This is a genomic window from Streptomyces sp. URMC 129, from assembly GCF_051386415.1.
Classification (GTDB): Bacteria; Actinomycetota; Actinomycetes; order Streptomycetales; family Streptomycetaceae; genus Streptomyces.
Map to the genome: position 1 here is coordinate 1 of NZ_JBPQTQ010000198.1, position 7,481 is coordinate 7,481.

General features: G+C 71.5%; 7 protein-coding genes. 2 read left to right on the forward strand and 5 right to left on the reverse strand.

The annotated features are described in order from the left end of the window. Window positions 1–1,105: glycoside hydrolase family 26 protein (locus ACSNOC_RS26335; protein ID WP_436750074.1), on the forward strand; the 1,105-nt coding region annotated here is incomplete at its 5' end. A 198-nt stretch (window positions 1,106–1,303) separates the two neighbouring features. Then, on the forward strand, window positions 1,304–2,800 hold the full coding sequence (locus ACSNOC_RS26340) for a sugar transferase (protein WP_436750075.1): 1,497 nt from the start codon (window positions 1,304–1,306) through the stop codon (window positions 2,798–2,800). 80 nt (window positions 2,801–2,880) lie between these two features. On the opposite strand, the gene ACSNOC_RS26345 is transcribed toward ACSNOC_RS26340, so the two are convergent. The 5 genes from ACSNOC_RS26345 to ectA form a co-directional block, all read right to left on the reverse strand. Further along, window positions 2,881–3,726, reverse strand: coding sequence for a sulfotransferase family protein (locus ACSNOC_RS26345; protein WP_436750076.1), 846 nt, complete (start codon window positions 3,724–3,726; stop codon window positions 2,881–2,883). Window positions 3,727–3,830: 104 nt separating this feature from the next. Next, a complete protein-coding gene (thpD, locus tag ACSNOC_RS26350) occupies window positions 3,831–4,730 on the reverse strand; it encodes an ectoine hydroxylase (RefSeq protein WP_436750077.1) in 900 nt (299 codons plus the stop codon). Window positions 4,731–4,766: 36 nt separating this feature from the next. Continuing rightward, window positions 4,767–5,162, reverse strand: coding sequence for an ectoine synthase (locus tag ACSNOC_RS26355; protein WP_436750078.1), 396 nt, complete (start codon window positions 5,160–5,162; stop codon window positions 4,767–4,769). Window positions 5,163–5,238: 76 nt separating this feature from the next. Next, window positions 5,239–6,507 carry a diaminobutyrate--2-oxoglutarate transaminase gene (gene ectB / locus ACSNOC_RS26360; RefSeq protein WP_436750079.1) on the reverse strand — a complete coding sequence of 423 codons (1,269 nt, stop codon included), beginning with the start codon at window positions 6,505–6,507 and terminating at the stop codon, window positions 5,239–5,241. Window positions 6,508–6,578: 71 nt separating this feature from the next. Next, the gene (gene ectA, locus ACSNOC_RS26365) at window positions 6,579–7,115 is read right to left on the reverse strand and encodes a diaminobutyrate acetyltransferase (RefSeq protein WP_436750080.1); all 537 of its coding nucleotides are present in this window, start codon (window positions 7,113–7,115) and stop codon (window positions 6,579–6,581) included. Window positions 7,116–7,481: the final 366 nt, after the last annotated feature.

A 7,481-nucleotide genomic window follows, 5' to 3' on the forward strand; every position in this document is an offset into this window, starting at 1 on the left:
GCCCCGAGTCCTGAGCCCCGAGCCCACCACCGTCAAGGAACCCACGGTCATGCGCGACAACGTCCCCCCGCGCCGCTCGAAGCGCCGCCACCGGCGGGCACCGGCCGCCGCCGCGATCGCCCTCGTCACCCTCGGCGCACCGGCGCTCGCGCCGCCCGCCCCCGCCGCCGACCGGGCGGCCGAGGCCGCCGAGTGCCCCCTCGACGAGAACCTCGTCCCGGCGTGCGGCCTGCTGTGGGGGATCTACACCACCGCCGCCAACCGCGGCGGCACCCCGTACTCCACCGTCACCAGCATCGAGTCCGACATCGGCCGCACCTTCGATCTCGTCCACCGCTACCACGACTTCTCCGGCACCGGCACCAACGGCGCCTTCCCCGACGCGCACGAGAAGCGGCTCGGCGCCGACGGCGAACGCCTGCTCCTCCTCAACTGGACCACCCGCGTCCACGGCACGGACGAGCGGGCCCGGTGGGACGACGTGGCCGCCGGCGCCTACGACGAGTCCGTCATCCGGCCCGCCGCGCAGCGGCTCAAGGAGTGGGACCAGCCCGTCTTCCTCGCCTTCGACCACGAGGCCGAGGGCAAGCGCCACCCCGACCAGGGCGACGGCGCCGACTACGTGCGGGCCTGGCGCCACATCCACGACGTCTTCGAGGAGGAGGGCGTCGACAACGTCACCTGGGTGTGGATCCACGTCGGCTGGCTCGGCCACGAGGACACCGTCGCCGACTTCTACCCCGGCGACGACTACGTCGACTGGATCGGCTACGACCCCTTCAACTACTACGTCTGCCGCGACAACGAGTGGCGCTCGCCCGGCGAGACGATCGGCCCCTGGTACAACTGGCTGATGCGCAACGGCTTCTCGGACAAGCCGATCATGCTCGCCGAGTACGGCACCGTCGCGGACCCGGAGAACGACGAGGCGCAGGCCCAGTGGTACCGCAACCTGGTGCCCGCGCTGAGCAAATACCCCAACATCAGGGCCGTCAGCGTCTTCGACACCCACAAGGTCTGCGACACACGCGTCTCCAACGACCCCCAGGTCCTGGACGCGTGGGGCGACGCCGGGCGCGACCCGTACGTCTCCCGCGTCCGCTGACCGGCCCGCCGCCCACTTCGTCAGGTTCCCCCACTTCACCGCTGACAAGGAGAGCCCCGTCATGACCCCCACCCCGCGCTCGTACGCACGTTCCTGGCAAACCCCCGTCCGGGTACGGCGGTCGCACCGCCCCTCGGCCGGGACCTGTTCCGTGGCGATAGCCCACATATGATGTACCGCGGCCACTCACAGGGCGCCGTGCCCCTGCCCGCCCTCACGTCCCCGGCCCACCGGCCGCTCCCCGTCCGCCCCGAACCCCGGCGGGGGAGGGGCGCCGCCAGAACCCACCGCTGGAAGCGCCGTTACACCGTGCTGCTCCTCGGCATCGACGCCACCGTCGCCGTCACGGCCGGCGCGGCGGCCTCGGCCGTACGCTTCGGCGGCTTCGGCACCGGGATCGGCAACGGCTATCTCCTCTTCAGCGTCACCGTCTTCCCCCTCGCCTGGATCCTCGCGCTGGCGCTCAGCCGCGCCTACGACGTCCGCTTCCTGTTCATCGGGCCCGACGAGTACCAGCGCACCTTCCTCGCGGGCGTGGCCCTCACCGCCGCCGTCGCGGTCGTCTCCTACGCCGCCAAGCTGGAGATCGCCCGCGGTTACGTCGCCCTGGCCCTGCCCGGCGCGCTCCTGCTCGACCTGCTGTGCCGCTTCGCCGCCCGCAAGTGGGTCCACCGCCACCGCGCGGAGTCGGCCCGCTTCATGCAACGCGTCCTCGCCGTCGGGTACGAGCCGTCCATCGCCGTCCTCGCCAAGGAGTTGCACCGGCACCGCTACCACGGCATGCGCGTCGTCGGCGCCTGCCTGCCGCCGCACCGGCCGTACCGGCAGCGGGTCACGGGCTGCGACATCCCCGTCTACGGCCGGTTCGCCGACATCGCCGAGGCCGTGGAACGGGCCCGCGCCGACACCGTGGCGGTGCTGTCCTGCCCGGAGCTCCAGGGCCCCGAACTCCAGCGGCTGGCCTGGGAACTGGAGGAGAGCGACGTCGACCTGCTGGTCGCGCCCGCGCTCATCGACGTGGCCGGGCCGCGCACCACGATCCGCCCGGTCGACGGCCTGCCGCTGGTGCACGTCGACCACCCCACGCTCTCCGGCGGGCGCCGGCTGGCCAAGGAACTGATCGACCGCGTCGGCGCCGGGCTCGCCCTGATCGCCCTCGCGCCGCTGCTGCTCGTCATCGGCCTGGCCATCCGCCTGACCAGCCCGGGGCCCGCGCTGTTCCGGCAGACCCGCGTCGGCAAGGACGGAGTGCCGTTCACGCTGCTGAAGTTCCGCTCGATGTACGTCGAGGCGGAGGCGCGCCTGGCCGAGCTGCGGGCGGTGAACGGCCACGACGGCGTGCTGTTCAAGCTCCGCGACGACCCGCGCGTCACCCCGCTGGGCCGGACGCTGCGCCGCTACTCGCTCGACGAGCTCCCGCAGCTCGTCAACGTCCTGGCCGGCCACATGTCCCTGATCGGCCCCCGCCCGCCGCTGCCCGACGAGGTCGAGCGGTACCCCAGCGACATGTACCGCCGCCTGGTCGTCAAGCCGGGCATGACGGGCCTGTGGCAGGTCAGTGGCCGCTCCGACCTCTCCTGGGAAGAGTCGGTCCGCATCGACCTGCGCTACGTGGAGAACTGGTCCCTCGCCCTGGACGCGATGATCCTGTGGCGCACGGTCTTCGCGGTCCTGAAGTCCCGCGGGGCGTACTAGCGCACGGCCCCCGACGACACGGACGACGGCCGCCGCGTCTCCCGCGCGGCGGCCGTCGTCCGTCGGTGGTGTGCGTCCGCTCAGGCCGCCGGCCGCAGGGACAGGTCGATCGGCGGGACGCGGTCGATGTCGGTCAGGCTGTAGCCGTAGGCGTTGGCCCGGTCCTCGAAGCGCTCGCACAGGCGGCGGAAGCGGCGGCGGGTGAACGGGTCGCCCGCCTCGGCCAGGCGGAGCCACCGGTCGCGGTAGCCGCCGCTCCGGTCGCGCACCGCCTCCGCCGGGATCGGCCCGGACAGGCCGAGGAAGTCCCGCACGCGGTCCAGCGTTTCGCCGGGGTCGCGCACCAGGCTCTCGTAGGTGAGCACGTGCAGGTGCTCGATGTGCGCCGCGTCCTGCCGCAGGAGGTCGTGCGCGCGGAACCAGTTCTCGAAGAGGGTGGACAGCCGGGTGCGCGGCGCCCACTTCTTCGTCGAGAGGGTGACGATCGCCGGGTGGCGCATGATCACGATGAACCGCGCCTCGGGGAACAGCTTCTGGAGGAAGCGGGTCATGACGAGATTCGCGGGGGACTTCTCCACCAGGAACTCACGGTCCAGGTCCCAGTACCGGCTCCAGTCGGCGATCAGCCGGTCCCGGTTGGCCGGGTCCGCCAGCGGCGACGTCTCCGTGATGTGCGCCGCGGGCGACAGGGCGAACCGGCCCGGTCCCGAGCGCGTGCGGTCCGCCGCCGTCGGATACACCGACTGCAGGTACTGGCCCTCGTCCTCCTTCGCACCCGTGTCGTGGAAGCCGCTGACCTGCGGATGGGCGGCCAGGGTGCGCGCCAGCGGGGTGGTGCCGCTGCGGTGCAGGCCGCCGATGAAGACGAACCGCTGCCCGGGCCGCGGCACCCGTCCCGACGCCGCGTCTGTCACTGGATCTGTCACTGCGCAGTCCTTTGCGAGTCGTAACGTCGCGTCGCTTCCCGCCGATTCTGTCCCATCGGCGCCCTCCTCCCCGCCCCGCCCCCGCGTTGCGCCCGGCTGACCGTTCAGCGGACCGGGGTGAAGTCCCGCGCGCCGATGAACTCCGGGCGGCGCACCGGCGCCGCGAACGGCTCCACGGCGGCGTTCTCCACGCTGTTGAAGACGATGAAGACGTTGCTCCGCGGATACGGGGTGATGTTGTCGCCCGAGCCGTGCATGCAGTTGCAGTCGAACCACGTCGCCGAACCGGCCGGGCCGGTGAACAGCCTGATCCCGTGCCGGTCCGCGAAGCCGGTCAGCGCCTCGTCGGACGGTGTGCCCGCCTCCTGCATCCGGAGCGACTTCTTGTAGTTGTCCTTCGGCGTCTCACCGGCACAGCCCAGGAACGTCAGATGCGAGCCGGGCATGATCATCAGGCCGCCGTTGGTGTCGAGGTTGTCGGTCAGCGCGATCGACACCGACACCGTCCGCATCCGCGGCAGCCCGTCCTCGGCGTGCCAGGTCTCGAAGTCCGAGTGCCAGTAGAAGCCGCTGGCGCCGAACCCCGGCTTGACGTTGACCCGGCTCTGGTGCACGTACACGTCCGAGCCGAGGATCTGCCGCGCGCGGCCCACCACCCGCGGGTCGCGCACCAGCCCGGCGAACACCTCGCTGATCCGGTGCACTTCGAAGACGGACCGGATCTCCCGTGAGGCCGGTTCCACGATCGAGCGCTCGTCGGCCCGCACCGCGGGATCGGAGACCAGCCGCTCCAGCTCCGCCCGGTAGGTCAGCACCTCCTCCGGGGAGAGGAGCCGGTCGACGGTGGCGAACCCGTCCCGCTCGAAGGCGGCCAGCTCGCCGGTGCCGAAGGGGCCCGGCGTGCCCGGCGCGGACCACACCACGGGATCCTGGCGCGGGGTGGCCACTTCGGTTCTGCCGCGGGTCGGGTACAGGTCCGCGGTGCGCTGTGGCGCGGTGGTCATGGGGGCAACTCCCTTCCGTTCAACCGCTGTCGGTGCTCAGCTCTCGGTCAGCAGCGGGTAGACGCCGTTCGCGTCGTGGTCCTCGCGCCCGGTGACCGGCGGATTGAACACGCACAGCGCGCGGAAGTCGGTCCTCGGGCGCAGCGTGTGCCGCTCGTGGCCGTCCAGCAGGTACATCGTGCCGGGCGTGATCCAGTGCTTCTCGCCGGTCTCGTCGTTGGTCAGCTCGGCCTCGCCCTCGACGCAGAAGACCGCCTCGACGTGGTTCGCGTACCACATCGACGTCTCCGTGCCCGCGTAGAGCACCGTCTCGTGCAGCGAGAAGCCGACCTTCTCCCTGGCGAGGACGATTCGCTTGCTGCGCCACGTGCCCGAGGCGGACTCGACGTCCCGGTCGGTGCCCTCGATGTCGGCGATGGATCGGACGATCACAGGTGCTTCTCTCCTCTTTCTGCTTCGTCGGGGTCCTGCGCGGTTTCCCGCGGTCCTCGCGGTCCTGCGTGGTCCCTCACGCGGTGTCGCGCACGGCCCTGGCGAGCACGCGCAGGCCCTCGTCCAGCTCCTCCGGGGCGATGGTCAGCGCGGGCAGCAGCTTGACGACCTCGCTCTGCGGACCGGACGTCTCCAGCAGCAGCCCCAGCTCGAACGCCCGCGCGCAGACGGCGTCGGCGCGCGCCGGATCGGCGAACGTCAGGCCCCATATCAGCCCGCGGCCCCGGTACGCGGCGCCCGCGTCCGCGTGGTCGGCGGCGATGACCCGCAGCGCGGCCTCGACCTGCTCGCCGCGGCCGATGGTCTGCTTCTCCATCTGCCCGTCGGTCCAGTAGACGTCCAGCGCCGCCGCGGCCGTGACGAACGCCGGGTTGTTGCCGCGGAAGGTGCCGTTGTGCTCGCCGGGCTCCCAGATGTCCAGCTCCGGCCGGAACAGCGTCAGCGACATCGGCAGCCCGTAACCGCTGATGGACTTCGACACCGTGATGATGTCGGGCACGATGCCGGCCTCCTCGAAGGAGAAGAACGGCCCGGTGCGCCCGCAGCCCATCTGGATGTCGTCGACGATGAGCAGCATGTCGTGGCGGCGGCACAGCTCGGCCAGCCCGCGCAGCCACTCGGGGCGGGCCACGTTGACGCCGCCCTCGCCCTGCACGGTCTCCACGATGACGGCGGCCGGCTTGTTGAGGCCCGAACCGGCGTCCTCCAGCAGCCGCTCGAACCAGATGAAGTCCGGGGTCCGGCCGTCGAGATAGTCGTCGAACGGCATCGGCGTGCCGTGCACGAGCGGGATGCCCGCGCCGGCCCGCTTGAACGCGTTGCCGGTGACGGCGAGCGCGCCCAGCGACATGCCGTGGAAGGCGTTGGTGAACGAGACGATCGACTCCCGGCCCTTCACCTTGCGGGCCAGCTTCAGCGCGGCCTCCACGGCGTTGGTGCCGGTCGGGCCGGGGAACATGACCTTGTGATCCAGGCCGCGCGGGCGCAGCACCACGTCGCGGAAGGCTTCGAGGAACGCGCGCTTGGCGGTGGTCGACATGTCGAGGCCGTGCGTGATGCCGTCGCGTTCCAGGTAGTCCAGCAGGGCCCGTTTCAGGACCGGGTTGTTGTGGCCGTAGTTGAGCGAGCCGGCGCCCGCGAAGAAGTCGAGGTAGGCGCGGCCGTCCTCGTCGTGGAGGTAGCTGCCGCGCGCGCGGTCGAAGACGGCCGGCCAGCCGCGGCAGTAGCTGCGTACCTCGGATTCCAGGGTGGTGAAGACGCTCGTCTCGGGCTGGGCGATGGTCACGTCGTACTCCAGAAGTCAGGGGTCTGTCGGAGTGGGGGGACGGGAGAGCGAGAACAGGGTGGGGGGAAGCCTCAGACCGCGGAGGCGGGCGTCAGCGGCCCGATGCGGTACAGCACTTCGGGCTGGTGGCCGCGCTCGGGGAACGCGGCGGCCTCGAACAGCACCTCGCGGGTCAGGGGGGCCCGGTGCCGTGCGGCGAAGGAGGTGAAGAGGCGGTCGGACGCGGCGTTGTCGGGGGTGACGGTGGTCTCGACGGCGCGCACCCCGAACTCGTCGCCGGTGCGGCGCGTCAGGGCGTCCAGCATCGCGGTGGCCAGGCCGCGCCCGCGCTGGGCGTGGTCCACGGCGACCTGCCAGATCAGCAGGGTGCGCGGGGCCCGCGGGCGGGTGTATCCGGTGATGAAGCCGACCGGGGCACCGGCCGCGTCCCTGGCCACGATGGACGTGTGGGCGTAGTCGCGGCACCACAGCAGATAGCTGTACGACGAGTTGAGATCCAGGGCCCGCGAGTCGCGGGCGAGGCGCCACATGGCGGCCCCGTCGCCGGGTCGCGGTCTGTCGAGCGTGAGTCCTCGGGGAATTTCCAGTACGTCGTGGGGGGCGGTCATGTCGATTCAACCTACCCAGCGGGCATGTGAATCGCACGGCCCTCGGGGCTTAACAGGACGAGGGTTCCCGTGTTATCGCGCGTGCGCGGACCCCGGCCACCGGGTACAGGAAAATGCCCTGCTCTGTCCGTTAGTTACCGGACAAAGCGGGCGCGGATGTGGAGTGCGTCACACGCGCGTAACGCCGATGTGATGTCTGCGGATTCCGTGAAGTCCTCGTTTCGCCGCCCGGAAAACGGGAAGACGCCGCCCGTGCGGTGTGTCCCGGCGGCCGGGGGAAACGGCCGCTGAATTGCGGGGAAAGCCGAATCGCGCCGGACAGCAGAAGAAATCCACGCGGGGCGCGGCCCACGATGGCGTGGGCCG

Excerpts from the sequence above, each read along its gene's own strand:
- thpD (WP_436750077.1), bottom strand. The coding sequence starts at position 4,730 with ATGACCACCGCGCCACAGCGCACCGCGGACCTGTACCCGACCCGCGGC.
- ectA (WP_436750080.1), bottom strand. The coding sequence starts at position 7,115 with ATGACCGCCCCCCACGACGTACTGGAAATTCCCCGAGGACTCACGCTC.